The 24767-nt window shown below is 57.1% G+C and carries 22 protein-coding genes; 11 read left to right on the top strand and 11 right to left on the bottom strand.

Annotated elements, in window-relative coordinates; translation table 11 throughout:
* Positions 1-318: 318 nt before the first annotated feature.
* A complete protein-coding gene (locus QVF11_RS25415; RefSeq protein ID WP_287860279.1) occupies positions 319-1701 on the bottom strand; it encodes a glycoside hydrolase family 28 protein in 1383 nt (460 codons plus the stop codon).
* A gap of 228 nt (positions 1702-1929) precedes the next feature.
* Between QVF11_RS25415 and mmuP the strand changes: the two genes are divergently transcribed.
* Together mmuP and mmuM are read left to right on the top strand one after the other, a co-directional pair.
* A complete protein-coding gene (gene mmuP / locus QVF11_RS25410; protein ID WP_287860313.1) occupies positions 1930-3336 on the top strand; it encodes an S-methylmethionine permease in 1407 nt (468 codons plus the stop codon).
* A complete protein-coding gene (gene mmuM / locus QVF11_RS25405) occupies positions 3323-4255 on the top strand; it encodes a homocysteine S-methyltransferase (protein ID WP_287860276.1) in 933 nt (310 codons plus the stop codon). Before mmuP ends, mmuM begins: the two co-directional genes overlap by 14 nt.
* A 90-nt stretch (positions 4256-4345) precedes the next feature.
* On the opposite strand, the gene fbpC is transcribed toward mmuM, so the two are convergent.
* The 6 genes from fbpC to QVF11_RS25375 all read right to left on the bottom strand — a co-directional run bounded on the left by fbpC (position 4346) and on the right by QVF11_RS25375 (position 12134).
* Positions 4346-5392, bottom strand: a complete 1047-nt coding sequence (gene fbpC, locus QVF11_RS25400; protein WP_110273834.1) for a ferric ABC transporter ATP-binding protein — start codon at positions 5390-5392, stop codon at positions 4346-4348.
* 11 nt (positions 5393-5403) lie between these two features.
* Entirely contained in the window at positions 5404-7482 is a 2079-nt protein-coding gene (locus tag QVF11_RS25395; protein ID WP_287860273.1) for an ABC transporter permease, read from the bottom strand.
* 70 nt (positions 7483-7552) lie between these two features.
* Positions 7553-8584 carry an ABC transporter substrate-binding protein gene (locus QVF11_RS25390; RefSeq protein WP_112214070.1) on the bottom strand — a complete coding sequence of 344 codons (1032 nt, stop codon included), beginning with the start codon at positions 8582-8584 and terminating at the stop codon, positions 7553-7555.
* A complete protein-coding gene (uhpC, locus tag QVF11_RS25385) occupies positions 8584-9903 on the bottom strand; it encodes an MFS transporter family glucose-6-phosphate receptor UhpC (RefSeq protein ID WP_287860311.1) in 1320 nt (439 codons plus the stop codon). Before uhpC ends, QVF11_RS25390 begins: the two co-directional genes overlap by 1 nt.
* 60 nt (positions 9904-9963) lie before the next feature.
* Positions 9964-11505: an MASE1 domain-containing sensor histidine kinase gene (locus QVF11_RS25380; RefSeq protein ID WP_287860269.1), complete on the bottom strand. Its 1542-nt coding sequence runs from the start codon at positions 11503-11505 to the stop codon at positions 9964-9966.
* On the bottom strand, positions 11505-12134 hold the full coding sequence (locus tag QVF11_RS25375; RefSeq protein WP_287860267.1) for a response regulator transcription factor: 630 nt from the start codon (positions 12132-12134) through the stop codon (positions 11505-11507). Before QVF11_RS25375 ends, QVF11_RS25380 begins: the two co-directional genes overlap by 1 nt.
* Before the next feature lie 254 nt (positions 12135-12388).
* Here QVF11_RS25375 and tauA point away from each other — a divergent pair, with 254 nt between their 5' ends.
* Genes tauA through tauD form a run of 4 tightly spaced genes read left to right on the top strand, consistent with a single transcriptional unit; the run spans position 12389 to position 15801 of the window.
* Entirely contained in the window at positions 12389-13351 is a 963-nt protein-coding gene (tauA, locus tag QVF11_RS25370) for a taurine ABC transporter substrate-binding protein (RefSeq protein WP_287860265.1), read from the top strand.
* Between the two features lie 10 nt (positions 13352-13361).
* Positions 13362-14129 carry a taurine ABC transporter ATP-binding subunit gene (gene tauB / locus QVF11_RS25365; RefSeq protein WP_287860308.1) on the top strand — a complete coding sequence of 256 codons (768 nt, stop codon included), beginning with the start codon at positions 13362-13364 and terminating at the stop codon, positions 14127-14129.
* Complete coding sequence (tauC, locus tag QVF11_RS25360; RefSeq protein ID WP_287860263.1) at positions 14126-14953, top strand: taurine ABC transporter permease TauC; 828 nt, start codon at positions 14126-14128, stop codon at positions 14951-14953. Before tauB ends, tauC begins: the two co-directional genes overlap by 4 nt.
* Positions 14950-15801: a taurine dioxygenase gene (gene tauD, locus QVF11_RS25355; RefSeq protein WP_112214076.1), complete on the top strand. Its 852-nt coding sequence runs from the start codon at positions 14950-14952 to the stop codon at positions 15799-15801. The genes tauC and tauD overlap by 4 nt, the downstream gene beginning before the upstream one ends.
* 171 nt (positions 15802-15972) lie before the next feature.
* Here tauD and olsF read toward each other — a convergent pair whose 3' ends face one another.
* The gene (gene olsF / locus QVF11_RS25350; protein WP_287860260.1) at positions 15973-17691 is read right to left on the bottom strand and encodes a bifunctional ornithine lipid synthase OlsF; all 1719 of its coding nucleotides are present in this window, start codon (positions 17689-17691) and stop codon (positions 15973-15975) included.
* 257 nt (positions 17692-17948) lie between these two features.
* Between olsF and QVF11_RS25345 the strand changes: the two genes are divergently transcribed.
* On the top strand, positions 17949-18440 hold the full coding sequence (locus tag QVF11_RS25345) for an REP-associated tyrosine transposase (RefSeq protein ID WP_112214078.1): 492 nt from the start codon (positions 17949-17951) through the stop codon (positions 18438-18440).
* 85 nt (positions 18441-18525) lie between these two features.
* Here the strand turns inward: QVF11_RS25345 and hemB are convergent, their stop codons facing one another.
* A complete protein-coding gene (hemB, locus tag QVF11_RS25340) occupies positions 18526-19500 on the bottom strand; it encodes a porphobilinogen synthase (protein WP_287860256.1) in 975 nt (324 codons plus the stop codon).
* 106 nt (positions 19501-19606) lie between these two features.
* The gene (gene ampH / locus QVF11_RS25335; RefSeq protein WP_287860253.1) at positions 19607-20767 is read right to left on the bottom strand and encodes a D-alanyl-D-alanine-carboxypeptidase/endopeptidase AmpH; all 1161 of its coding nucleotides are present in this window, start codon (positions 20765-20767) and stop codon (positions 19607-19609) included.
* Between the two features lie 222 nt (positions 20768-20989).
* Between ampH and QVF11_RS25330 the strand changes: the two genes are divergently transcribed.
* The 3 genes from QVF11_RS25330 to QVF11_RS25320 all read left to right on the top strand — a co-directional run bounded on the left by QVF11_RS25330 (position 20990) and on the right by QVF11_RS25320 (position 23964).
* Positions 20990-21502, top strand: coding sequence for a cysteine hydrolase family protein (locus tag QVF11_RS25330; protein ID WP_167492891.1), 513 nt, complete (start codon positions 20990-20992; stop codon positions 21500-21502).
* 116 nt (positions 21503-21618) lie between these two features.
* Positions 21619-22839, top strand: coding sequence for a peptide antibiotic transporter SbmA (gene sbmA, locus QVF11_RS25325; protein ID WP_112214082.1), 1221 nt, complete (start codon positions 21619-21621; stop codon positions 22837-22839).
* 18 nt (positions 22840-22857) lie between these two features.
* Positions 22858-23964 (top strand): DUF1615 domain-containing protein, encoded by a 1107-nt coding sequence (locus QVF11_RS25320; RefSeq protein WP_112214083.1) that lies wholly within the window; start codon positions 22858-22860, stop codon positions 23962-23964.
* Here the strand turns inward: QVF11_RS25320 and QVF11_RS25315 are convergent.
* Positions 23961-24263, bottom strand: a complete 303-nt coding sequence (locus tag QVF11_RS25315; RefSeq protein ID WP_112214084.1) for a DUF2755 family protein — start codon at positions 24261-24263, stop codon at positions 23961-23963. The genes QVF11_RS25320 and QVF11_RS25315 overlap by 4 nt on opposite strands.
* A 227-nt stretch (positions 24264-24490) precedes the next feature.
* Between QVF11_RS25315 and QVF11_RS25310 the strand changes: the two genes are divergently transcribed.
* A complete protein-coding gene (locus QVF11_RS25310) occupies positions 24491-24694 on the top strand; it encodes a DUF2754 family protein (RefSeq protein WP_110273818.1) in 204 nt (67 codons plus the stop codon).
* Positions 24695-24767: the final 73 nt, after the last annotated feature.

Genomic DNA, 24767 nt, shown 5'->3' with positions numbered 1-24767 from the left:
CAGGTCATACCACTTATAAACGCTGTGGTTTAAGAACCTATCCCATTAGGGCTATCTTATTTGCCAGTTTGGCCCTGGGCAGTGCTCAGACAAAACTCACCGAGTTTTGAACGCCCTTCAGGGCGGCCCGAAGGGTGAGCGGAGCGAATCATCCTCACGTACTACGTGTACGCTCCGGTTCTTGCGCGCTGTCCGTGTCCAAACTGCCTGCAACGATTACGCCTACTGGGATAGGCTCTAAGCCAGTGACGATCAAAAAAAGGGCAGACCACACCCGGCGGAAGAGTCGCCGTGGTGCAGCTGCCCGCAAATGTGGCGTTACTGGTGAACGATAGCCCCCGCGTCTTTTTGAATCGCCGGGCCTTCTTTCACCTGCAGATTAAGCCCTTTGGTCTCCAGCTCGGCATTACGAATGCGCAGGCCGTGGGCGGCTTCGATATTGACGTTGGTAAAATGGAAACCGCTCAGCGGCGCTTCCGGAGTGCCGATAATGTAGGCTGCCGCTTTGCTGGCACCAGTCGAAGTTAAGTTCTCAACGGTGATATTGCTGAAGTGCGGGGTCTTGTATTTGTCGAACGGCTGTTTTGGATCGCTGTCCGGCGGATAGATCTGCTCACCGAGGGTAAAGCCGCCCGCCTGTAGCAGCTTATCGACTTCGGCCTGCACAATCGGCGCGGCTTTGTAATAGGCGGAGAAGACCAGCGGGACTTCGACGTTATGCATTTTGGTATTACGGTAAACGATGTTTTTCACCTCGCCGCCCTTACCGCGCGGGCTTTTAATGCGGATACCGTACATCGAACCTTCAAAGGTATTATTTTCCACCAGCACGTTGTTCACGCCACCCGTGCTCTCGCTGCCGATGGAGATCCCTCGCCCCTGCTTCAGGGTGTTATTGGCGATATAGATATTATCCACCACGCCGTTCGGGAAGCGCGGGTCGGCTTTCTCGGCCTTAATGGCGATATGGTCGTCGTTGCAGTCGATATAGTTGTTGGTAATACGGATATTCTGGCTATCAATAGGGTCGATGGCGTCGGTATTCGGCGCATGCCACGGCGAAAGAATACGCGTGCCGTTGATATCGACATCGTGCGCGTAGCGGGTGACTACGTGGAAGCTGGGTGAATGGGTGAGGGTCACGCCGTCAATCAGCACGTTGCTGGAACGGGTGATGTAAATCAGTCGTGGCCGATCGGTGCCGCCTTTTTTGCCTGTCGCGCGGATATTCTCACGCCAGCGCTCCCACCATACCGCGCCCTGACCGTCGATGGTACCTTCGCCGACGATAGCCACGTTTTGCGCGTCGGCGATGCTGATAAACGGCAGCCAGCCGTTTTCCGCTTCGGCGTATTTAGTTTTGTCATCGCCACGGTAAGCAGCCACTTCGGTTGAGGCCACCAGGGTGGCGTCTTTCTCCAGCTTGAGCTGAATATTGCTCTTCAGGAACAGCGGGTTGGTCAGAAAGTTACCTTTCGGCACCAGTACCGTCCCGCCTCCGGCGGCGGCGCAGTCATCAATCGCCTTTTGAATCGCGTTGGTATTGAGCGCGATTTGCAGCCGATGGCCTTCAGCGCCGTACTGGGTAATGTTGCAGACTTTATCGGGAAACTTAACCGAGGTGGCGGCCTGCGCGGCGTGCAGCGGTAAAATGCCGACAGCTACAGCGGCGGCCCACAGAGGTAAAGTGCGGGTTGACATAGCATTATCCTTTTATGGTTTGTTGTTTTGTAAAATTAGCACCATTGTTTTGATTTTATGAGTGCGGCGATCACGATTTGCACGTTGCCGTTATTTTGCCCATAAGCAGTGCTGATGATTTGGGCGGATGCATAGATGGTGAATGAGGTCGCTTTGCAATTTTACGGCGGGCACGGTATAACGAACCTTCATTTGGATGTTTAGATGTCCATACGCTTAGAAGGTAATATGCAGACAACACAACAACAAGGTGGGCAGCTCAAGCGCACCATGAAGACCCGCCACCTGATAATGCTGTCGCTGGGTGGCGTTATTGGCACAGGGTTATTCTTTAATACCGGCTACATTATCTCCACCACCGGTGCGGCGGGGACGCTGCTGGCCTACCTGATTGGCGCGCTGGTCGTGTGGCTGGTGATGCAGTGTCTGGGCGAACTATCCGTGGCGATGCCGGAAACCGGCGCATTTCACGTCTATGCCGCGCGCTACCTCGGCCCGGCGACAGGGTATACCGTGGCGTGGCTCTACTGGCTGACCTGGACCGTCGCGCTTGGCTCCAGCTTTACCGCCGCCGGATTCTGTATGCAGTATTGGTTCCCGCAGGTGCCGGTATGGGTGTGGTGCGTGGTGTTCTGCGTGGTGATTTTCGCCCTCAACGTTATCTCTACCCGCTTCTTTGCCGAAGGTGAGTTTTGGTTCTCACTGGTGAAAGTGGTCACCATCATCGCTTTTATTATTCTTGGTGGGGCGGCTATCTTCGGCATTATTCCGATGCAGGATGGTTCGCCTGCGCCTGGGCTTTCGAATATTACCGCCGAAGGCTGGTTCCCGCACGGCGGTCTGCCGATCCTGATGACCATGGTGGCGGTAAACTTTGCCTTCTCCGGCACCGAGCTTATCGGCATCGCGGCGGGGGAAACGGAAAATCCGCATAAAGTCATTCCGGTGGCCATTCGTACCACCATCGCCCGGCTGATTATTTTTTTTATCGGCACCGTGTTTGTACTGGCGGCGCTGATCCCGATGCAGCAGGCGGGGGTGGAGAAAAGCCCGTTTGTGCTGGTGTTCGAGAAAGTCGGCATTCCGTATGCGGCGGATATCTTTAACTTTGTGATCCTGACGGCGATTCTGTCGGCGGCCAACTCCGGCCTCTATGCCTCCGGGCGGATGCTGTGGTCGCTCTCCAATGAAAAAACGCTACCGGCCTGTTTTACTAAATTGACCAAAAACGGCGTACCGCTGACGGCGATTTCGGTGAGCATGCTCGGCGGCGTGCTGGCGCTGTTCTCCAGCGTGATTGCCCCGGACACGGTGTTTGTCGCGCTGTCGGCGATCTCCGGTTTTGCGGTGGTGGCGGTATGGCTGAGCATCTGCGCCTCGCATTTTATGTTCCGCCGTCGCCACATTCAGCAGGGGAAGGCGCTCAGCGAGCTGCACTATCGAGCGCCGTGGTATCCGCTGGTGCCTGTGCTGGGATTTGTTCTGTGTCTGGTGGCCTGCGTGGGTCTGGCGTTTGACCCGAGTCAGAGGATTGCTCTGTGGTGCGGGATCCCGTTCGTGGCGCTGTGTTATGGTGCGTATTATCTGACTCGTTCACGGAAACTCACCCAGGAGCCTCAACATGTCGCAGAATAATCCGTTAACCGCCATTCTTGACTCACAGCCCTTTGTCCTGCTGGACGGCGCGATGGCGACGGAGCTGGAAGCGCGCGGCTGTAACCTTGCTGATAGCCTGTGGTCGGCGAAAGTGCTGGTCGACAATCCGGACCTTATTCGCGAAGTCCACCTCGACTATTTCCGCGCTGGCGCGCAGGTGGCGATCACCGCCAGCTATCAGGCCACTCCGGCGGGCTTTGCCGCTCGCGGGCTGGATGAAGCGCAGTCGAAAGCGCTGATTGGCAAAAGCGTAGAGCTGGCGCGCAAAGCGCGTGAAGCGTATCTCGCTGAAAATTCGCAGGCGGGGACGCTGCTGGTGGCCGGTTCCGTTGGGCCGTACGGCGCGTTTCTGGCTGATGGCTCAGAGTATCGCGGCGATTACGTCCGCAGCGTTGAGGAATTTCAGGCGTTCCATCGTCCGCGCGTGGAAGCCTTGCTGGATGCCGGGGCCGATCTGTTAGCCTGTGAAACCCTGCCGAATTTTGCCGAAATTAAGGCGCTGGCGGAGCTGTTGAGCGCGTATCCGCGCGCGCGGGCATGGTTCTCGTTTACCCTGCGCGACAACGAACACCTGAGCGACGGTACGCCGCTGCGGGAAGTGGTTGCCGTGCTGACAGACTACCCGCAGGTGGTGGCGCTGGGAATTAACTGTATCGCCCTGGAAAATACTACTGCCGCGCTGGAGCATCTGCATAGCCTGACGGCTCTACCGCTGGTGGTTTATCCGAATTCAGGCGAACACTATGACCCGGTAACCAAAACCTGGCACCATCACGGCGAAGCGTGCGCCACGCTGGCGGGATATTTACCCCAGTGGCTGGCGGCGGGCGCGAAGCTGATTGGCGGCTGCTGTCGGACGACGCCGAAGGATATTGCCGAATTGAACGTGCAACGTTGAGCGTGTGCCGGATGGCGGCACAAGCGCCTTATCCGGCCTACAAATTGCACGAACCGTAGGCCGGGTAAGCGCAGCGCCACCCGGCATCAATCACACTGCGTCGGCTAAAACAAACATCCCGTACGGGTGGATCTCAAGGTAATACTGCTCGCCGGCGTTCGGTTGCAGCCGCGTCGCATTCACCTGCAATAAGATCTCCTGCCCGTGCCACTCCACCGTCACCTCATACTGCGGCCCCATATAGGCCACGTGGCGGATCGTGCAGCGCTGGCTCTCCTCGCCGCGATCGCTCAGAGTAATCGCCTCCGGACGCACGCCGACGGTGCCTTCGCCCTGGACGGCGAAATGCAGCGGTCTTGGCAGCCGATAGCCATAAATATCGACAAACTCCTCGCTGAAGGCGGCCGGGAACAGGTTGGCATCGCCCATAAAGCTCGCCATAAAGCGCGACGCGGGCTGACGGTAAAGATCCTGCGGCGATCCAATCTGCATGATATGCCCCTTGTTCATCACCAGCACGGTATCGGAAACCGCAAAGGCTTCGCTCTGATCGTGGGTGACGTACAACGAGGTGATATCAAACTGCTTTTGCAGTTCGCGGATCTTATCGCGCATGCTGCGACGCAGGTTGGCGTCGAGGTTACTCAGCGGCTCATCAAACAGCAGCACCTTCGGCTTGAGGATCAGCGCGCGCGCCAGAGCCACGCGCTGCTGCTGGCCGCCGGAGATCTGATCGACATAGCGGTCCTCGAATCCTTCCAGATCCACCATCGCCAGCGCTTCTTTCACCCGCGCTTTCAGCTCGCTGCGCGACACGCCAAGCATCTTCAGGCCGTAGCCGACGTTGTCCCCCAGCGACATATGCGGGAACAGGGCGTAAGACTGAAACACCATGCAGATGTCGCGCTGCTGAATAGAGCGGTGGGTGACGTCTTCGCCATCAATGAAAATCTGTCCTTCGCTCGGTTTTTCCAGCCCGGCCACCAGGCGCAGAATGGTCGTCTTGCCGCAGCCGGAAGGGCCGAGCAGGGTCACCATTTGCCCCTGCGGGATGGTGAGATTGATATTATCGATAACCACGTTGCTGCCGAATCGCTTAGTGACGTTGCGCAGCTCAACAAAATTTTTCTGGCTCATAGTGCGCTCCATTACGCCTGGTTTTTGGCTTTTGAACGGGAGATACGCGCTTCCCCGATTAGCCAGTCAAAGATGAAAATAATCGCCAGCATCACCACGATCAGAATCGAACCGTAGGCGATTGCCACGCCGTATTCGCCGTCTTCCACGCGGTTCAGAATGTAAGCCGTCGCCACGCGGGTATCCGGCGTGACGAGGAACACAATGGCGCTGACGGTGGTAATGGCGCGCACAAAGCTGTAGATCAGCGCCGAGAGGATTGCCGGGCGCAGCAGCGGCAGCAGAATATGCGTAATGGTGCGCAGGGAACCGGCGCGCAGGCTGAGCGACGCTTCGTCCAGCGACTTGTCGATCTGCCCCAGACCGGCGATACCAGCGCGAATACCCACCGGTACGTTACGCATCACCATCGAGATAATCACAATTGCTGCCGTGCCCGTGAGGTACACCGGAGCGCTGTTAAAGGCGAGGATGTAGGAGACGCCCGCCACTGTACCGGGAACGGCAAAGCACAGCATGGTGGTGAACTCGATAGTCTTTTTGCCTTTAAACTGCTGGCGCACCACGATCCACGCGATCAGTAGTCCGAACGCGGCGGTGATGGGCGCGGCAATCCCGGCGTACAGCAGGGTGTCGAGCAGGGAAGGCCATGCTCCGTCGCTCATTCCCTGGCCGAACAGCTTGATAAAGTTATCCAGCGTCAGGGTGTAATCCACGCCCCAGTTGACGGTGAAGCTGCCGTAGAAAATGCTGCCGTAGAGCAGGGCGTTAAAGGCGATCCACACCGCCAGAATGGCGATCACGCTCCACACCAGGGTGACCGGCAGCGGTTGTACGTCGCCACGGTAGGACTTGCCGGAAACGGTGACGTAAGAGCGCTTGCCTATCCACATATACTGAATGCAGAACACCAGCAGCGAGAACAGCAGCAGGAATGCGCCAAGCGTACTCGCCGCCTGATAATCGAGCTGCGAACCGGTGATGTAGAAGTAGATCTGCGTCGCCAGCACGTCAAAGTTACCGCCGAGCACCAGTGGGTTACTGAAGTCGGCCAGCGACTGGACGATGACGATTAAAAACGCGTTTGCCAGCGCGGGTTTCAGCAGCGGAACGAAGACGCCGTTAAAGGTTTGCCAGCGGCTGGCGCGCAGGGTGTACGACGCCTCTTCCAAAGACGGATGAATGGTCTTAATCGCCCCGTCGAGGATCATAAACGCCATCGGAGTGAATGCCAGCACCTGCGCCAGCCAGATACCGGTAAACCCGTACAGCCAGTTGGTGTTGGTCAGCCCGAACCAGTCGACCATCAGTTCGGTAATGTAGCCGGAGCGCCCCATCATCAGCGTCACGCCCAAACCGACGACAAACGGCGGGGTCACGATCGGCAGAATGGAGAAGATGCGGCCAATAATCGCGCTGCGTTTGGCGATGCGGGTGGTGTAGATCGCCAGTACCAGACCAAAGAAGGTGCAGCCGATACCTACCGCAATCGACAGGGCGATGGAGTTGAGGATCACCTGGACGATATGCGCCTGCGACAGCACGGCCATAAACGCCAGCGGGGCGAACTCCCCGGCGTCGTTGGTGAACATCGGGATGAAAATAGCGATGCTCGGCCAGACGATAAATACGCCAATCAACGCCACGATGGTGACCAGCGAACCAATCACAAAGCGGTCGCCGCCCAGCCATTCCAGGCGAGTCAGCGCCAGGGTCATTATCGCGCCCAGCGCCACAAACAGCACGATGGTGGCGTAGCCTAGCCCGCGGCCTTCCACGGTGGCGCTGATGACGATAAACGCCATACAGCAGAACGCCCAGCCCGCATCGAGGTAGTGGCGGCTGCGCTGTTCGCGCCTGGCTTCCTGCCATGGACGAATCAGCAGCAGGCTCGGCAGCAAATACCACAACCAACTGATGTTGAACTGTGACCAGCCGTAGGCCGCGAGAATTTCATCGCTCGTGGACTCCAGCAGACCGTAATCAAGGCTCCAGCTCGGCAGCAGGGCGAACGCCATCCAGCCGAACAAAACCCAAAGGAATATCGCATCCCGTTTTTTCACGGGATGGAGTGCAAGTGTGTGTGACATAAGTTTTCCGGTGTTGTGTGTAGGCCCGGTAAGCGTGAGCACCACCGGGCATTAACCGCAAAATGTGGGCTTATTTACCCATCTTCACTTCGCTAACCCATTTATTGATTAGCGCTTTTCGCACGTCGGTAGAGCCGTATTTATCCATGTCGTAATTAATCAGCTTCAGGTCATCTAGCTTCAGCGAGTTTGGTGAGGTTTCGGCGGTGGTGTTGGTCAGGATCTGATAAGACTTGCCTTTTTTCCACGCCAGCTCCTGGGCCTCTTTCGACAGCACCCAGTCAACGAAGAGTTTGGCGTTGTCGAGGTTGCGCGCGCCTTTCAGGATGCTGACGCCGCCGATTTCATAGCCGGTGCCTTCGCACGGGGAGATTAGCTCCAGCGGCGCGCCCTGTTCTTTTTCCAGCGAATAGTCATGCAGGAAGCCGATACCAATGGCCGTTTCGCCACGCGCGGCGTTACGCGCCGGGGCAATCCCGGATTTGGTGTACTGGGAGACGTTAGCGTTGAGCTGCTTCAGGTAATCAAAGGCCTGATCGTCCCCCCACAGCTGGGCGAAGGTGGCCAGCGCAGTGTAGGCGGTGCCGGAGCTTTGCGGGTCGGCTATCTGGATTTCGCCTTTGTATTCCGGTTTGGTCAGATCTTTCCAGCATTTTGGCACCGGCAGATTTTTCTCTTTCAGCCGCTGAGTGTTCACGCCGAAGCCGAGGATGCCAACGTACACCGCCGAGGAGTAGTTGCCTTTTAGCTTCGCCGGATCGCGGAACTGCTCCATTACCTGTTCAAGGTTCGGTGATTTATAGGGTTGCAGCAGGCCCATTTCACCGGCCTGAGACTGTGGGTCAAGGGTGCCGCCGTACCAGACGTCCGCCTGCGGGTTTTTCTTCTCAGCATCGACCTTCGCCAGCGTACTGCCGGAGCCGTTGCGAATAAACGAGGTTTTCACATCATATTTTTCGCCGAAGGCTTTAGTTTCGGCTTCACACATTTCGTTGGTGGCACTGCAGTAGACCACCAGTCGACCTTTGGCCTGCGCTGCGCCGCTTAACGTCGCCAGCGCAATGCCGGAAGCTATCAGGGTAGTGACCAGAGTTTTTTTCATTATTTTATCCTTTGAGCAGGAGAGGTAGTAATGCTCGCCATCAGCAGCGGCATCAGCAATAAACCCATCAGGACTGCGGCGACCGAGAGCAAACTAAACATGCCCGACCAGCCGTAGCGTTCAATGACCAGCGACAGAGGCCAGCCCGCCAGCGCTGCCCCCAGATAGGCGAACAGGCCGAGAAAACCGGTAATTGAACCCGCCGCCGCTTTGTGTCCGCACTCCACCGCCGCGAGGCCAATCAGCATTTGCGGGCCAAAAACGAAGAAGCCCACCGTAAAGAAACAGATCGCCAGTAGCGCGTAGTGATGCACCGGGGCCAGCCAGAGCGCGGCGACGGAAACCATCAGCCCTAGCGTGAACAGCAAAATCATCGGCGCCCGCTGACCGCTGAACAGCAGATCCGAGCCCCAACCGGCGAACAGCGCGCCGAGCAGGCCACCCGCTTCGAATAGCATCACCGTGGCGTTAGCGCTGAGCAGATTGACGCCGTGGCTCTCCGTCAGCCAGATGTTGCCCCAGTCGTTAAGCGCGATGCGGATCAGATAGACCAGCACGTAAGAGATGGCCAGCAGCCAGATCATCGGGTTCTTCAGCATCGTGGTGCGTAGCATCTGCCAGAGCCCCATCGGTGGGCTTTGCTGCTCCTGACGCAGCTCCAGCGGGTCGTTACGCCATGTGCCCACTGACGGTAATCCCTCTTCCTGGGGCGTTCCTTTCAGCTGTAGTGTTAACCAGATGCCTAATGCCATGCTGATAATCCCCGGTGCCAGCATCGCCGCCTGCCAGCCCCACCAGTGGGCGGCAAAGGCGCTAATCAGCGGGATAATCGCTCCGCCGATATTGATAGACATATTCCAGCAGCCCCACCAGAAACCGCGTTCGTTGCGCGAATACCAATGGGTTAGCAGTCGGGCGCAGGGTGGCCATCCCCAGCCCTGAAAAAATCCGTTCAGCGCCCAGACCGCCAGCAGCAGCGTCAGCGACTCACCAAAGGCGAACACCACGTTTAACAGACCGGTGGCGAACAGGCCAACGCCCATAAACCAGCGCTGTCCGCGGCTGTCGTGCCACAGTCCGGCAGTAAACTTCGACAGACCGTAGGTGAGATAAAACAGCGATCCCAGCAGGCCGATATCGCCTTTATCCAGACCAAGATCCGTTTGCAGCGCTGGCAGCACGTAGTTAACGCTTTTGCGCGTCAGGTAAAACGCGGCATACCCGATGATCATGCACATCAGCAGTTGTGGACGCAGCGTCCGGTATTGTTGATTGATGTCGGTTGCTGAGCGCATAGCCGTCTCCGTTTTTCTGACTATATGAAAGTGAAATCGAAAGGGGATGAGAGAAAGTCCGGAGTGCCTAAGACTTTTTCCTGGTTAGCCGGCTGTTTGTTGCAAATTTGTGGGCAAGTTAACAATTACTCGCGTGCCGTGCCGCGATTCCAGCGTTAGCTCGCCGCCCAGGGCGCTGACGCGTTCGCGCATCCCCTGAATACCAAATCCGCCAATTTTGTCGGCGCTGATTCCGACGCCGTTATCCCTGACTTCCAGGCGCAACGACTTTCCCTGCTCAAGTAAGGTAATGGCAACCTCGCTGGCCTCGGCGTGCTTGCAGACGTTATTGAGCAGCTCCTGCAGCAGCCGATAGAGGGTAAAGCGTACCGTTTCGCTCTCCGGGGTGGCGCTAAGCTGATAGTCAAAGCGACAGCAGATGCCGCGTTCGGCAAAGGCAAATTCGTTGAGCAGATGATGCAGTGCTTCCTTAAACGACAATTCGTCAAGGGCGGGTGGGCGCAGCTGGCGCAGCAGCTGGCGGGTGGAGTGGTGGATACGGCGGGCGAGATCGTTAATCTGGCTGGCGGCGGCCTGGGTTTGCGCCGGATCGCGCGCCCGTTTCACCAGCTGTGACTGAATTTGAATAGCGGTGATGTTCTGGCCTATTTCGTCGTGCAGCTCGCGGGCCAGGCTTTTGCGCGTGTCCTCTTCGGTATGGATCAGCTTTTCGGTCAGCGCCCGTCGCGCCGCCAGCTCTGCTTCCAGCCGCTGGCGGTAGTGATGCAGGTTTTGTGCCAGGTGCTGCTGGCGGCTAATGGCAATCCCGAGGCCGATACCGAGCAGCGCCTGGGTTGCCAGAAAAATCTCCAGTTCAACCAGATTGTTGAACCCCACACCAACCTGGCGAGCAATGGTGATCATCATGCTGCCCAACAGGCCGGAGAGCACGCCGCCCTGCCAGCCAAATTTCCATGCCATCACCACGTTTGGCAGAAAGACGACAATCAGCAGCAGGCGTTCAATTTCCGGCGACAACACCATCTGGGTGCCGATACCGATGATAAAAAACAGGCTGCACCAGATAATTAGCGAGGTGCGCAGCGGCGGATTGGTCGTATCCAGTCCCAGCAGATGATAGCGGTGCTGCTGGCGCAGGAATTCAAAAATCAGATAGACAAACGGTGTCAGCAGCACGCCGCCGGTAAACGAGGCCAGGCCGAGCATCATTGCCGGGCTTTTCACAAACGGCGAGAGCAGCGCGGTGTTGAGTAATGCGCTGACGCTGACCGTGGCCAGTAGTAGCGTCAGCCGCTGCCAGTAAAGAGCAAAACGGTGCCAGAACTGTTGCGCCAGACCGGCGGGGAGCAGGCTAACCAGCGGCGCGGCCAGCAGAATATAGCCGTTCAGCAACTGTTCGCTGTGCAGCCAGAACAGCATCAGCATGGGGGGGAGCACCAGCGCGGGCCAGTAGCGGCGGGAAAGCAGGATCAGCATCGCCAGATAGACGCCGTGTGGCAGAAACAGCGCCGCCTGCTGGCCGTTATGTGTCAGGTAAAAACCGAGCGTCCACAGCATCAGCCAGCCGCTACCCCAGGCCAGTACGATGAACAGTGAGATGACCCCGTGGCGAAGGCCGCGCGACATTAATGCCCCGCCAGCAGCTGGTGGTCGAGAGCGAAGTGCACCAGCTCAATCGTGCTCTGGCATTGCAGCTTGCCCAACACGTTGGCGCGATGGACGTGTACCGTTTTGTGGCTAAGATCGAGTTTGAAAGCAATTTCCTTGACGCTGTCGCCTTTGACCAGTAAATCAAACACTTCGCGTTCACGTGGGGTGAGCACTTCCAGCACCTGCGCCGGTTTTGCGCCGCCGCGCAGCGCCCGTAGCGCATCGGCGCACAGATAATGGCCGCCCATCCCGACGGAACGTACCGCCTGCACGAGCTCTTCCGGGCCGCAGCGTTTGGTCAGATAGCCGCTGGCTCCGGCATCGAGCGCGCTCTGCACAAAGGTGGGCGCGTCATAAATGCTCAGAATAATGGCGCGAAACTGCGGCTTTTGCGCGCGCAGGCGCTTAAGCAGGCTCAGGCCGTTTTCATCCGGCATGGCGATATCCATAACGGCCACGTTGACGTCATCGCGCAATAGCGTCGGCCACGCCTCTGCCGCGCTGCTGAACTGGCCAACAACGTTGAGGTCTTCTTCGAGGCTGAGCAACTGTGCAAAACCGGAACGCACCACCACATGGTCATCGACCAGCACCACTCGAATCATGTTTCTACTCTCTTCGCGGATCATGGCCCTATGATGCCTGCCGCCGCTGCGCTGGCAATCGTCGGGGTGTGGATATGTAACGAATGTAACGAAATTGCAATAAAAGCGAGAGGAACAGTTTTTGTGAAAATTAACTAACCATTGCCGCTTTTTTTCTAAAAACGCTTTGTTCTTAGCAAGAATTTTTAATTACTTCATCAAACGCATCGCGCCGGAAATACTGCATCCATAACAACTCAAGGGAAGCAGACACTATGGCACTCACATCGCGTATCACACTCATTGCTGCACTGGCGCTGGCGGCATTCCAGGCGCAGGCGGTTAACGTCACCGTGGCGTATCAAACCTCCGCTGAGCCAGCGAAAGTCGCCCAGGCGGACAACACCTTTGCCAAAGAGAGCGGGGCCACAGTTGACTGGCGCAAGTTTGACAGCGGCGCGAGCATCGTGCGGGCGCTGGCTTCCGGTGACGTACAAATCGGCAACCTCGGCTCCAGCCCGCTGGCGGTCGCCGCCACCCAGCAGGTGCCGATTGAAGTGTTCCTGCTGGCCTCAAAGCTCGGTAACTCCGAAGCGCTGGTGGTGAAGAAAACCATCACCAAGCCAGAGGACCTGATCGGTAAACGCATCGCCGTACCGTTTATCTCCACGACGCACTACAGCCTGCTGTCGGCGCTGAAGCACTGGGGTATCAAGCCGGGGCAGGTGCAGATCCTCAACCTGCAACCGCCAGCGATCATTGCCGCCTGGCAGCGCGGCGATATTGACGGTGCCTACGTCTGGGCTCCGGCGGTCAACGCGCTGGAAAAAGACGGCACGGTGCTGACCGACTCGTCGCAGGTGGGTGAGTGGGGTGCGCCGACGCTGGACGTTTGGGTGGTACGTAAAGACTTTGCCGAAAAGCATCCTGACATTGTGAAAGCCTTCGCCAAAAGCGCCATTGACGCCCAACAGCCCTATATCGCCAACCCTGACGAGTGGCTGAAGCAACCGGAAAATATCAGCAAGCTGGCGCGCTTAAGCGGCGTACCGGAAGCCGACGTGCCGGGGCTGGTGAAAGGCAATACCTACCTGACCGCCGCTCAGCAGGCGCAGGCGCTGAACGGGCCGGTCAATAAAGCCATCATCGACACCGCGAAGTTCCTCAAAGAGCAGGGCAAAGTGCCCGCCGCCGGGAGCGACTACAGCCAGTACGTTACCGACCGTTTTGTGAAGTAAGGAGGTCATGATGCTGCACATCTCGCATCTTTCCGCCGACTACGGCGGCAAACCGGTGCTGGCGGATATCAACCTGACGCTGGACAGCGGCGAACTGCTGGTGGTCCTTGGCCCTTCCGGCTGCGGTAAAACCACGCTGCTGAACCTGATTGCCGGATTCGTGCCTTATCAGCACGGCAGCATCACTCTTGAAGGGCAGCGGGTTGAAGGGCCGGGGGCCGATCGCGGCGTAGTATTTCAACACGAAGGGCTGCTGCCGTGGCGCAACGTGCAGGATAACGTCGCGCTCGGGCTACAGTTGGCGGGCGTCGACAAAACGCAGCGGCGGATAACCGCCGCGCAGATGTTGAAAAAAGTTGGCCTCGAAGGGGCGGAAAAGCGCTTTATCTGGCAGCTATCTGGTGGCCAGCGTCAGCGGGTGGGGATTGCTCGCGCGCTGGCGGCCAACCCGCAGCTTTTGCTTCTCGATGAACCATTTGGCGCACTGGATGCTTTCACCCGCGAGCAAATGCAAACCCTACTGCTCAATCTGTGGCATGAGAGCGGCAAGAAGGTGCTGCTGATTACCCACGATATCGAAGAGGCGGTGTTTATGGCCACCGAGTTGGTTCTGCTCTCGCCGGGACCTGGCCGCGTCCTTGAACGTCTGCCACTTGATTTTGGCCGCCGCTTTGTTGCCGGGGAATCCTGCCGCAGCATCAAATCGGACCCGAAATTTATCGAACAACGCGAATACGTCCTCAGCCGGGTATTTGAACAACGGGAGGCTTTCTCATGAGTATCGTCATTAACGACAAACCGCGTCAGCGGGCGCTGAAGTGGCGTTGGCCGTTCTCACGTCAGCTTACCCTGAGCGTGGCAACCCTGGCGGTACTGCTGGTTATCTGGTGGGCCGTCGCTGCCTTACAGCTGATTAGCCCGCTGTTTCTGCCGCCGCCGGGGCAGGTATTGCAGAAGCTGATAACCATCGCCGGGCCGCAGGGCTTTATGGATGCCACTCTCTGGCAGCATCTGGCGGCGAGCCTGACGCGTATCGTTATCGCGCTGCTGGCAGCGGTGCTGCTCGGCGTGCCTGTGGGGATCGCCATGGGGCTGAGCCCAACGGTGCGTGGGATCCTCGACCCGCTGATCGAGCTTTATCGTCCGGTACCGCCGCTGGCTTATTTGCCGCTGATGGTTATCTGGTTCGGCATCGGCGAGACCTCAAAGATCCTGCTGATCTACCTGGCGATATTCGCGCCGGTGGCGATGTCGGCGCTGGCGGGCGTCAAAAGTGCCCAGCAGGTACGCATTCGCGCCGCGCAATCTTTAGGTGCCAGCAAAGCGCAGGTGCTGTGGCTGGTGATTTTGCCCGGCGCGCTGCCGGAAATTCTTACCGGCCTGCGCATCGGGCTTGGCGTGGGCTGGTCGACGCTGGTGGCCGCAGAGCTGATTGCCGCTACCCGTGGCTTAGGTTTTATGGTGCAGTCCGCCGGTGAATTCCTCGCCACCGATGTGGTGCTGGCCGGGATCGCGGTGATTGCGATCATCGCCTTTTTACTGGAACTGGGCCTGCGCGCGCTGCAGCGTCGCCTGACCCCCTGGCATGGAGAAGTACAATGAGCGAACGTTTAAGCATTACCCCGTTGGGGCCATACATTGGCGCGCAGGTTTCCGGCGTCGACATTTCCCGCCCGCTGAGCGACAACCAGTTTGAGCAGCTGTATCACGCGGTACTGCGCCATCAGGTGGTGTTCCTGCGCGAGCAGAATATTACCCCTGAGCAGCAGCGCAATCTCGCCCTGCGCTTTGGCGACCTGCATATTCACCCGGTCTATCCGCACGCGCCCGGCGTTGATGAAATTATCGTGCTCGATACCCACGACGATAATCCACCGGATAACGATAACTGGCACACTGACGTTACCTTTATTGAGACGCCGCCAGCCGGGGCGATTTTGGCGGCAAAAGAGCTGCCATCTACCGGTGGCGATACCCTGTGGACCAGCGGCATTGCCGCGTATGAGGCGCTCTCTGAGCCATTTCGTCAGCTGCTGAGCGGCCTGCGCGCGGAGCATGATTTCCGTAAATCGTTCCAGGAGTATAAATATCGCCAAACCGAAGAGGAGCATCAGCGCTGGCTGGACGCGGTGGCGAAAAATCCACCGCTGCTGCATCCGGTGGTGCGAACCCATCCGGTAACCGGCAAGCAGGCGCTGTTTGTGAATGAAGGGTTTACGACCCGCATCGTCGATGTGACGGAGAAAGAGAGCGAGGCGCTGCTGAGCTTCCTGTTTGCCCACGTCACTAAACCGGAATTCCAGGTGCGCTGGCGCTGGCAGCCTAACGATGTGGCGATTTGGGATAACCGCGTTACCCAGCACTACGCCAACGCCGATTATCTGCCGCAGCGGCGCATTATGCACCGCGCAACGATCCTCGGGGATAAGCCGTATTACCGGGCGGGGTAATTCCTGTAGCCTGGCTAAGGCATCAGCCGCGAGCCGTAGAGAACATCGGAAGCTGCATTGCGAGCGGCTTCCCGGAGGCGATGCTGCGCATCTGTCCGGGCTACCGGCCCGCAGAAAGCGGTAAACCCGTAGCCCGGACAGGCGCTGCGCGCCGCCGCCGGGAAAAGGTTTTTATGCCGATTTTTGTGCGTCCAGATGCACGCCAATATAGCGCTGATAGCGGTTTGTCTTCAGATAAGTCAAATCCACCAGTACCAGACCATCGACGCAGTTGTTGAAATCCGGGTCGCTGCCGAAATCGATAAACTGTACGCCGCCCGGTTCACAGACTTCCGAGTACTGCTTATACAGCGGCGGGATCGCGCAGCCGAGATTGCCGAGCAGGGACTTCAGTCGGGCCAGATCGTCGTTGTAATCCTCGCCGCCAAACTGCGCCAATACGTCCGGCAGCGAGGCCGGATAAGGACGACGTGACTCCGCCAGCGGATGCGTCGCCGGGAACCACAGCCGGTAAAATGCCACCAGCAGATCCCGCGCGGCAGGTGGTAACCCGCCGGAAATGGATACCGGACCGAACAGATAGCGATAGTGCGGATAGCGCGCCAGATACGCGCCGATGCCGGACCACAAATAGTCCAGACCGCGACGGCCCCAGTAGCGCGGCTGGATAAAGCTGCGCCCCAGCTCAATGCCGTGCTGAAGAATATCGTCCATGCGTTCGTCGTAATGGAACAGGCTGGAGCTGTAAATCCCTTCCAGTCCACGTTTTTCCAGCTGTATTGCCGTCGGCATAAAGCGGTATGCACCGACGATCTCGAGATCTTCTTCATCCCACAAAATCAGGTGCAGATAGTCATCGTCGTAACCGTCTACGTCGCGACGTTTACCGCTACCTTCACCGACCGCGCGAAAGGCAATTTCCCGCAGACGACCCAGTTCGCGCAGTACCGGGGCATCTTCCTGACCGTGGCGCTGCCAGAGATAAATCACTTTACCATCCGCCGTGCGCCCCAGCGTTTCTGCTTTGCTGAGCTCGCGCTTGAGCAGGGCGCGGTCTTCGGGACGCGCAATAGCGCTTTCGGTTTTGAACACGCCCGGAAGTCCTTTTCCTAGCTGTTCCAGGTGATGGTAGCAGCGCTCGGTCAGCTCACGAGAAGAGCTTTGCGGATCGAACCAGGTTGACCAGGCTATCTGTTGGCCGATATTCACCGGCAGGCTGCTGTTACGGCGGCGGAACATTTGCTGCATCAGCAGGAGCAGCGGAAGGTTGTCCGAAACCAGCGTGCTGGCGTAAAACAGCGCGCTGTTGTGTGCGCGGATCCATGCCGGGAGCAGGGGGGCGCGGTATTTGGCCGCCAGTTTAATAAATCCAGAGTGCCATTTTTTATCGCGGATCCCGCGGCGGGTCAGGCGTGACACCTCGCCCGCCGGGAAGAAAATCAGCACGCCGCCGTTTTGCAACTGCTGATCCATCTGCTGTAGGGCTGCTTTGGCGGTGCGGCCATTAATGTTATCGACCGGAATAAACAGCGAGCTCAGCGGCTCAAGGTGGGTCAGCATACGGTTGGTGACCACTTTGACATCGCGGCGCACGCGGGAAACCGCGTAGAGCAGCGCCAGGCCGTCAAGCGTACCAGTAGGGTGGTTGGCGATAATGACCAGCGGGCCATGTTCGGGGATCTGTTCGAGATCGTGCGCCGGGATAGCGCAGCGGATATTGAGATGTTCGAGCACCTGTTCGACCGTATCCAGTCCTTTCAGGTGATGATGACGTGCTGTAAACTGTTGAAATTCTTCCTCATGCAGGAGCTTTTTCAGCACCTTTTTCTGCCAGGGAGCTGGCTTTGCCTGAGGCCACAGGTCATCGAGTACATTGTCGAGACTAAACATGGTGGCACCTCCTCCGTCCTGCCCAGACAGTAGAAGGCGCAGATGTCGCTCAGATTACAGTTGAGTGAATATTTGGGGGGCGAGTTGCGGGGGCAGGAACAGGTAGCCCGGACAGGCGCGCAGCGACGCCTCCGGGAAGGCTATATGTGAAAAAGTTGCGAGCGCTTTTCCAGATTAATGTCCAGTTCATTGCCTTCTAACCTCGCCCTCTTTTAACCTGGTGGAACAGGCAAAAAATCTTTGGCAGGGGGCATCCGATGGTCGATTATCGTCGTCATTATATTAATGGAGGGACTTGGTTTTTCACCGTCAATTTACGCGACAGAGATAGTCGGTTTCTGGTTCAGCGTATTGATGCATTACGCCAGGCAGTGGCAATAGTCCACAAACAGAAACCTTTTCATATTGATGCCTGGGTTGTGCTCCCCGAACACCTTCATTGCGTCTGGACCTTACCTGGCAACGACAGCGATTTTCCATCGCGCTGGCGATCAATTAAAAAGCATTTTTCGGGTTTAACAGGCGCGCAAAACGTTTGGCAACCAAGGTATTGGGAACACGCCATTCGTAACCAAGAGGACTATCGTAGCCATGTTGATTACATTTATATCAATCCGGTTAAGCATGGGTGGGTAAGGCAGGTTCGGGATTGGCCATATTCAACCTTTCATCGCGATGTAAGTTGTAGTTTGTATCCTGTTGATTGGGGTGGAGAGGTGAAGGAATTATTATGCGGCGAGCGTCGTTAAGGTGACTTTCCCGGAGGCGGCGCGTTGCGCCTGTCCGGGCTACTAACCCACAGATAGCTGTGAGCCCGTAGCCCGGGGACCTGAATTAACGCAGGATTTTCTTTTCGGCCAGATCGAGGGCGAAGTAGCTGAAGATCAGATCCGCACCGGCGCGTTTGATGGCGCCGAGGCTTTCCAGTACCACTTTCTCTTCGTCGATAGCACCGGCCTGGGCAGCGAATTTAATCATCGCGTATTCGCCGCTTACCTGATAAGCACCCAATGGCAGGTTGGTGCGCTCGCGCAGGTCGCGCAGGATATCGAGGTATGGACCGGCCGGTTTGACCATCAGGCAGTCGGCACCCTGGGCTTCGTCAAGCAGCGACTCGCGAATCGCTTCGCGGCGGTTCATCGGGCTCATCTGATAGGTTTTACGGTCGCCTTTTAGCGCGGTACCCGCGGCTTCACGGAATGGGCCGTAGAATGATGAGGCGAACTTGGTGGAGTAGGACATAATCGCCGTATTGGTGAATCCGGCGGCGTCCAGCGCCTGGCGAATTGCCTGCACCTGACCGTCCATCGCGGCGGAAGGGGCGATAAAATCAGCGCCTGCAGCAGCGGCAACCACCGCCTGCTTACCGAGGTTCACAAGGGTCAAATCGTTATCGACGCCGTGATCGCACAGTACGCCGCAGTGGCCGTGCGAGGTGTACTCGCAGAAGCAGGTGTCGGACATCACGATCATCTCCGGTACCGCTTGTTTGCAGATGCGGGACATGCGCGCCACCAGGCCATTTTCGTTCCAGGCATCGCTGCCGGTGGCGTCGGTGTGGTGGGAAATCCCGAAGGTCATCACTGAACGGATACCGGCGTTGGCAATACGCTCAATCTCGCGCGCCAGATGTTTTTCCGGTATGCGCATCACGCCGGGCATGGCCTCGATGGCTTTGTAATCGTCGATTTCTTCTTCAACAAAGATCGGCAACACCAGGTCGTTCAAACTCAGTGTTGTCTCTTCAAACATGGCACGTAGCGAAGCGGACTTGCGCAGGCGGCGTGGGCGAGTGATTAAATCTGTCATGGTTTGCCTGATTTTGTGAAATGAAAAAAGATAGTCTACCTGAATTGGCGACGGGATGTTTTGCCAAAACGATCCTGATGAATCGCAGGCAAAACACCCCTAAAGGCTATTGGCTGGCCGTCTCACTGGTTGGGCGGACGCCGCTTAATTCGCTGACCAGATCGTTGATGCCGTCGCTCATATTGTTAAAGCGCGTCAGCGGCGAGCGGGTGACCACCACAAACGCGCCAACGTTAGCCTGCGGATTCATCGCCATATAGGTGATAAAACCGCCGCCGCCACCGGTCTTCTGGATAATCCCCGGCTGGCCGTTTTTCGGCTTCATATAAACCCAGCCGAGACCCAGCGCATCGGCTTTCCCCGGCACGTCCATGCCGATCACCTTCGTTAACTGGCTGCGCTGATAGATCAGTGTTTGCATACGATCCGCCTGCTGACCACGAGTGTGGAAGTCAGAAGAGAGGAACTGCTGCATCCAGCGCATCATGTCGCCAGGCGTAGAGTAGACGCCGCCGCTGCCGATAGCGGCCAGGGTGTTGTTGCACGGGCTGGCCCCTTTCTCAGGGATCATCAGCCGCTGACACTGGTCCGGCGAGGGGGTAAAGGTGGTGTCTTTCATCCCCAGCGGACGGGTGATTTGCTCTTCAAACAGCTGCGGATAAGGCTTGCCAGAGGCGGTAGATAGCGCATCGGCCAGTAAGTCAAAAGCCAGGTTCGAGTAGGCGGCCTGCGAACCAGGAGCGACTTTCAGCGAGGCAGTTGTGATCCAGTTCCAGCGCTGCTGACGCGTCGGCCAGACGAATACCGGACGATGCGCCGCGCCGCCGGGCTGTTCACGCGGCAGAGCGCTGGTGTGCGTCGCCAGATTCACCAGTGTGATAGGCTTCCCTTGATAAGTGGGAACTCGAGCGCCCGGCGGGGCGTATTTGCTCAGCGGATCGTTGAGCTTCACCACTCCCTGGTCGAGCAGCTTCACCAGCATCTCGCTGGTCATCAGCTTACTCAGCGACGCGATACGAATCACCGAATCGAGCTGCGGATGCTCATTACTGCCGGGACGCGTCACGCCGAAGCTGCGAAACACGCGCTGATTACCGTCAATGACTACCATCGCCATACCGGTCGCGCCGCTGCCGTAGAAGATATGATTAGCGTAACGGTCGACAACATCAGAGGCGAATTCCGGGTCGACGCTCGGTTGTGCGGCCTGGACCGATGTCCACGACGCCGCGCACAGCGCAGCAAAAATGAGCAGACTACGTTTCAACGGGGGCATCCATCATTGTGAAGAAAAATATAGAGCGTATTTATACTACGAAGCGACGCCGAGCAAAGCGGGAATAACACGAATCTGTGCGGAAAAACGTAACGTGGCGTAAAAAATCCTTTTTTATGCTTTCGGATAGCCGCTTTCACCTGCGGGCGCGTATGATTACCGTTTGGCTAATGATTGGTGGCGAGAGTGATAATGGCGGCTCAACGGGTGGTAATGGTAGTGGATATGCAAAACGGCGTTTTCGCAACGCCGCGTATTGAGCGCGAACGCTGCGTCGCGCAGATAAACCGCCTGGTGCGGGCGGCGGATACCGTTATCTTCATTCAGCACAGTGAAGAGGGCGGACTGGAAGAGGGAAGCGAAGGCTTTGATTTGCTACCTGAACTAGAGCAACCCGCTGGCGCGCTGTACGTCACCAAGACCGCTTGCGATGCCTTTTACCACACCCGGCTGGAAGAGGTGCTGCACGAGCATGATATCAAGCAGTTTGTGATTTGCGGCTGCGCCACAGATTATTGCGTCGATACCACCATCAAAAACGGTGCCAGCCGCGGCTATGCCATTACCGTCGCCGAAGATGCTCACACCACCGCCAACCGCCCGGCGGCGCAGGCCACCACGCTGATTGCCCACTACAACGAGGTGTGGCGTACCTTGACGGTACCTGGCAATCCTTTACATGTGAAACTCACAGAAACAATTCTTCGCGAATGGCAGGCGAACTAAGCCGCTGACATTCGGTCTCATAACCCGCCCACTTTGCTCCGCTGCGACACCTTTGCGGCGGGCGTTTTCGTGGTACACAGCATAATAAAACGATAAGAAGTTAGCAGGAGAGCATGATGTTTAAATCTTTTTTCCCCAAACCGGGGCCGTTTTTTATTTCTGCCTTTATCTGGTCGCTGCTGGCAGTGATCTTTTGGCAGGCGGGCGGCGGCGACTGGCTGCTGCGAATCACTGGCGCATCGCAAGATGTTGCGATTAGCGCGGCGCGCTTCTGGTCGCTTAATTACCTGGTGTTCTACGCCTTCTACGCTTTATGCGTCGGCGTGTTCGCCGTGTTCTGGTTTATTTACAGCCCGCACCGCTGGCAGTACTGGTCGATTCTCGGCACCTCGCTGATTATTTTCGTCACCTGGTTTCTGGTGGAAGTGGGGGTCGCAATTAACGCCTGGTACGCGCCGTTTTACGATCTGATTCAGACCGCGCTGGCGACGCCGCATAAAGTCAGTATTAACCAGTTTTATCAGGAAATTGGCGTTTTCCTCGGCATCGCCATTATCGCGGTGCTGATCGGCGTGATGAACAATTTCTTCGTCAGCCACTACGTCTTCCGCTGGCGTACCGCCATGAACGAACACTATATGGCGCACTGGCAGCATTTGCGTCATATCGAAGGCGCCGCGCAGCGTGTGCAGGAAGACACTATGCGCTTTGCTTCAACGCTGGAAAGCATGGGGGTCAGCTTCCTCAACGCGGTGATGACGCTTATCGCCTTCCTGCCAGTGCTGGTGACGCTCTCCGCGCACGTACCGGATCTGCCGATTGTCGGCCATCTGCCGTACGGCCTGGTGATTGCCGCGATTGTGTGGTCGTTAATGGGCACCGGCTTGCTGGCGGTGGTGGGGATTAAGCTGCCGGGGCTGGAGTTTAAAAACCAGCGCGTTGAAGCGGCCTACCGTAAAGAACTGGTTTATGGCGAGGATGATGCCAACCGCGCGACGCCGCCGACCGTTCGTGAGCTGTTCAGCGCCGTACGCCGCAACTATTTCCGTCTCTATTTCCACTATATGTATTTCAATATCGCTCGTATTCTTTATCTGCAAGTGGATAACGTTTTCGGTTTGTTCCTGCTGTTTCCGTCGATTGTTGCCGGTACGATTACGCTGGGCCTGATGACGCAGATAACCAACGTCTTCAGCCAGGTTCGCGGTTCATTCCAGTACCTGATTAGCTCCTGGACGACGCTGGTGGAGCTGATGTCCATCTACAAACGTCTGCGCAGCTTTGAGCGCGAACTGGATGGCAAAGAGCTGTTGGAAGTTACCCAAACGCTAAGTTAACGATCGCAAGGAAGAAATATGGCTGTAGCATCATCCCGTTTTGTTTCGCTCTCCCTGACGCTGCTGGCCGGGATTGTCCTTAGCGCCTGTTCCAGCAAACCGGAACCGGTGCTGAAAGAGGGTGAAAAACCGATTGATGTTGCGGCGGTAGTGCGGCAGAAAATGCCCGCCAGCGTCAAAGACCGTGAAGCCTGGGCACAGGCTATTGCAAAAACCTTTGAAAGCCAGAGGCTGGCGCCGACTGAGGAGAACGTCTGTTCGGTGCTGGCGGTGGCGCAGCAGGAGTCTAACTATCAGGCGGATCCTGCGGTGCCTGGGCTGAGCAAAATTGCCTGGCAGGAGATAGACCGTCGGGCGGAGAAAATGCACATCCCGGTTTTCCTGGTCCACACTGCGTTGAAAATTAATTCGCCTAACGGCAAAAGCTATAGTGAACGCCTGGATAACGTGAAAACAGAAAAGCAGCTGAGCGCGATTTTCGATGATTTTATCGGCATGGTGCCAATGGGGCAAAAGCTGTTTGGCTCGCTGAATCCGGTGCATACCGGCGGTCCGATGCAGGTCAGTATTGCCTTCGCCCAGCAGCATACCGACGGCTATCCATGGAAAATGGACGGCACCGTGCGTCAGGAAGTGTTCAGCCTGCGCGGCGGCCTGTGGTTTGGCACCTATCATCTGCTGAACTATCCAGCAAACTATAGTGTGCCGCTGTATCGTTTTGCCGATTTTAACGCCGGATGGTACGCCAGTCGTAACGCCGCTTTCCAGAATGCTGTGGCTAAGGCGACGGGCGTGAAGCTGGCGCTGGATGGCGATTTGATTCGCTACGATAGCGACGAAGCCGGAACCACCGAGCTTGCGGTTCGCCGTTTATCCTCCCAGTTGGCGATGAGCGATGACGATATCCATCGTCAACTGAAGAAGGGCGATACGCTGGCGTTTGAGGAGAGCGATCTCTACAAGAAGGTGTTTCGTATTGCCGATAAGAAAGCTGGTAAAGCGCTGCCGCGAGAAGTATTGCCAGGGATCCAGCTTGAGAGTCCGAAAATCACCCGTAATCTGACTACCGCCTGGTTTGCCAAACGGGTTGATGATCGACGGGCCAGCTGTATGGCGCGCCGCTAGTGCTGACTGCGCCAGCGAGAAGCTATCCCCAATATTCCAATCAATATACAGCCCAATAGAAAAGGGACCAGGCCAAACAGGGTCCCGACCACCAGGCCTATTTCGACCCTGGGGCGGCTGCTGTCCTGCATTTGAATTAAATGCTCAAAAACGCCGGGAGTGTGTATCAGCATGCTCAGCATCTGCGCGCCAGCCCAGAAGCAAAACAGCACAAACAGGGCGTAAGCGATGTTGCTGCTGGTGATAGACCTCCTCTTTTTGCTACCGTTGGTGGTCTTTGCAAAGGTGAACTCTGCCATATCTACCTCCGTACTTACATGAAGGCTATTCTGGCAATGAGGATCGGATTTCAGTATCAGATTGCTGGTAATTTCCGTCCAGGAATGTTCCTGATTTCACCGGTTTGCGAGTTTGCTACGAATTTGTGAAATTTAGACCAATATCGCAATGTGCGACAATTCTCAACTCGGCTACAGACCGGCGATGGCGGCTATGCGAAGATGCTTTTTTTGTTGTCGGAGTCGTCATGAAGCTCACTGAAAAAATTCGCCGCGACTGGCACTATTACGCGGTTGCGCTGGGGTTAATTTTTATTATGAATGGCGTGGTTGGGCTGCTGGGTTTTGAAACCGAGGGCTGGCGTTCATACGCCGTTGGGCTGGTGACGTGGGTGATTAGCTTCTGGATTGCCGGGTTTATTATCCGTCGCCGCCCGGTCGAGGAAGCGTGAGCAGCGTTAGATGTGATTTCCCGGAGGCGATGCTGCGCATCTGTCCGGGCTTGTATGATGACTCCGTCAGAAA

It is taken from the genome of Klebsiella sp., assembly GCF_027492335.1.
GTDB lineage: Bacteria > Pseudomonadota > Gammaproteobacteria > Enterobacterales > Enterobacteriaceae > Klebsiella > Klebsiella huaxiensis.
The sequence above is the reverse complement of the archived record's forward strand: the minus strand, read 5'-3'. Positions and strand labels throughout refer to the sequence as shown.

Bases quoted from the DNA above. Each gene is read 5' to 3' on its own strand.
- QVF11_RS25415 (WP_287860279.1), bottom strand. From the start codon at position 1,701: ATGTCAACCCGCACTTTACCTCTGTGGGCCGCCGCTGTAGCTGTCGGC.
- mmuP (WP_287860313.1), top strand. From the start codon at position 1,930: ATGCAGACAACACAACAACAAGGTGGGCAGCTCAAGCGCACCATGAAG.
- mmuM (WP_287860276.1), top strand. From the start codon at position 3,323: ATGTCGCAGAATAATCCGTTAACCGCCATTCTTGACTCACAGCCCTTT.
- fbpC (WP_110273834.1), bottom strand. From the start codon at position 5,392: ATGAGCCAGAAAAATTTTGTTGAGCTGCGCAACGTCACTAAGCGATTC.
- QVF11_RS25395 (WP_287860273.1), bottom strand. From the start codon at position 7,482: ATGTCACACACACTTGCACTCCATCCCGTGAAAAAACGGGATGCGATA.
- QVF11_RS25390 (WP_112214070.1), bottom strand. From the start codon at position 8,584: ATGAAAAAAACTCTGGTCACTACCCTGATAGCTTCCGGCATTGCGCTG.
- QVF11_RS25380 (WP_287860269.1), bottom strand. From the start codon at position 11,505: ATGTCGCGCGGCCTTCGCCACGGGGTCATCTCACTGTTCATCGTACTG.
- QVF11_RS25375 (WP_287860267.1), bottom strand. From the start codon at position 12,134: ATGATTCGAGTGGTGCTGGTCGATGACCATGTGGTGGTGCGTTCCGGT.
- tauA (WP_287860265.1), top strand. From the start codon at position 12,389: ATGGCACTCACATCGCGTATCACACTCATTGCTGCACTGGCGCTGGCG.
- tauB (WP_287860308.1), top strand. From the start codon at position 13,362: ATGCTGCACATCTCGCATCTTTCCGCCGACTACGGCGGCAAACCGGTG.
- tauC (WP_287860263.1), top strand. From the start codon at position 14,126: ATGAGTATCGTCATTAACGACAAACCGCGTCAGCGGGCGCTGAAGTGG.
- tauD (WP_112214076.1), top strand. From the start codon at position 14,950: ATGAGCGAACGTTTAAGCATTACCCCGTTGGGGCCATACATTGGCGCG.
- olsF (WP_287860260.1), bottom strand. From the start codon at position 17,691: ATGTTTAGTCTCGACAATGTACTCGATGACCTGTGGCCTCAGGCAAAG.
- QVF11_RS25345 (WP_112214078.1), top strand. From the start codon at position 17,949: ATGGTCGATTATCGTCGTCATTATATTAATGGAGGGACTTGGTTTTTC.
- hemB (WP_287860256.1), bottom strand. From the start codon at position 19,500: ATGACAGATTTAATCACTCGCCCACGCCGCCTGCGCAAGTCCGCTTCG.
- QVF11_RS25330 (WP_167492891.1), top strand. From the start codon at position 20,990: ATGGTAGTGGATATGCAAAACGGCGTTTTCGCAACGCCGCGTATTGAG.
- sbmA (WP_112214082.1), top strand. From the start codon at position 21,619: ATGTTTAAATCTTTTTTCCCCAAACCGGGGCCGTTTTTTATTTCTGCC.
- QVF11_RS25320 (WP_112214083.1), top strand. From the start codon at position 22,858: ATGGCTGTAGCATCATCCCGTTTTGTTTCGCTCTCCCTGACGCTGCTG.
- QVF11_RS25315 (WP_112214084.1), bottom strand. From the start codon at position 24,263: ATGGCAGAGTTCACCTTTGCAAAGACCACCAACGGTAGCAAAAAGAGG.
- QVF11_RS25310 (WP_110273818.1), top strand. From the start codon at position 24,491: ATGAAGCTCACTGAAAAAATTCGCCGCGACTGGCACTATTACGCGGTT.